The sequence below is a fragment of the Streptomyces sp. NPDC051677 genome (genome assembly GCF_044453465.1).
Classification (GTDB): Bacteria; Actinomycetota; Actinomycetes; order Streptomycetales; family Streptomycetaceae; genus Streptomyces.
The window spans coordinates 1-1611 of the sequence record NZ_JBITCT010000142.1; the positions used below are offsets into that span (position 1 = coordinate 1).

The 1611-nt window shown below is 68.8% G+C and carries 1 protein-coding gene; it reads right to left on the reverse strand.

The window, feature by feature from the left end; translation table 11 throughout:
• Positions 1–14 precede the first annotated feature (14 nt).
• On the reverse strand, positions 15–1472 hold the full coding sequence (locus ACIBAF_RS49260; protein WP_399473416.1) for an NF041680 family putative transposase: 1458 nt from the start codon (positions 1470–1472) through the stop codon (positions 15–17).
• Positions 1473–1611: the final 139 nt, after the last annotated feature.

The following is a 1611-nucleotide window of genomic DNA, read 5'->3' on the forward strand; positions in this document are numbered from 1 at the left end:
AGCTTGTTCTTTATCTACCAAGATCTTCCGGGCTTTCCGATGGCCTTGAGGGTCTCGGGGCGTTTGACGGTTTTACCGACGTCGTAGCGGGGTGCGGGATGGCGGTTCTTGGTCCCGGGCGGTCGTCCGGGACCAGCGCCGCGCGGTTGGGGAACACGGGCCGGGCAGAGCAGGTGGGCTCGGATGTTCCTGAACCCCCGGCGGACCCGGGCCGGGGTGAGGCGTTCGGGCTTGGCCGGCTTCTCCCAGGGCCGGCGGAGGTCGGCGGCCAGCGGCCGGGCGAGGCGGAGCTGGGTGTGGGCGACGACCACGAGCCAGGTCCACCGGTCCGCGGCCTCGGGAGTGCGGATCTTCGGGGTGGTCCAGCCGAGAATCTGCTTTCCGAACCGGAAGGTGTGCTCAAGGTCGAATCTCCTGAGGAACACCTGCCACCACAGATCCACGTCTGCCGGGGTGGCGCCGGTCTTGGAGGACCACAGCCAGACCGGCGGCGCTTCACGTTCCTTGGAGAGGTGCTCGACCTTCAACCGGACCAAGGTGCCCTCGACGACGGGGAGTTCACCGTCGTGCTCCAGCCAGGCCGAGCGGTGGGTCAACCGCGGGTGGACCCGGTCCCACGCCTGGGCTTCGGCCTTGCCGTAGTTGGCGGTGTCGGTGACGGTGGTGATCACCGCCTCGGGCCAGGTCTCGGGCCTGGCAAAGCGGAACTCCTTGCCGTGCTTCGGCGGTCGCCCGCCCTGGGGATAGGCCAGGGCGTATTCCTTGGGTGAGGGCTTCGGCAGCCGCATCACCCGGTCGCTGCGGATGCGTCCGACCAGTTCGACAGGAAGATCCCGCAGGACCCAGGCCAGGCGGGTGACGTCGTAACCCGCGTCCATGACGATCGTGATGTCCGGATCGCCGGGTGCCCACTGGCCGGCCGAGATGAGACGCTCGGCCACGGCGCGGAGCTGGGTGGCGGTGACGGCGGTCGCGTCGTCTTCGGGGCCGAGCCGGACGACGTCCAGGATCGCCGTCCACGAGGTGGCTCCCGGTTCGAGGACGGCGACGAAGGAGTACGGCCAGCCGGGGATGAACTGGGAGGCGGACTTCGCACGGCCGTAGACGTGGCAGAACAGCCGCTCTGCCGAGCACGGCGCGTCCGAGCGCAGCCACGGCGACACGTCGACCGCCAGCACCAGGCGCCCGCCCTCGAACCGGGGCAACGGCAGCCCGGCGAGCAAGGTCCGCAGCCTCTCGACGTCGATCCGGCCCCGGTTGAGAGCTCCGTACAACGCGCCGTGCCCACGCCGGTGCTCGGGCAGCAGCGTCAGGTCGACCGGGGTCCTCACCGCCCCATCCGCACACAGCACCGCGTCCACCAGCTCGAACAACTCATCGCTCCGAGTGGCCAGACACTCGTAGAACTCGCCCCGGAAGCGTGACGCTTCCGCGAACGCTTCCCTTCGTACGGCATCAGGCAGCAGACTCACCCTCACGGCCTTCGTCTTGGTCACGTGCATCTTGGTCGGAGCACAGGATCAGACGAAGGCCGCCCCCACGTCCGGCGAATCCCCAGGTGAGCGACCCAGTTCGAGACGCCGTTCGAGGCCGGAAGAAAAAGAACAAGCC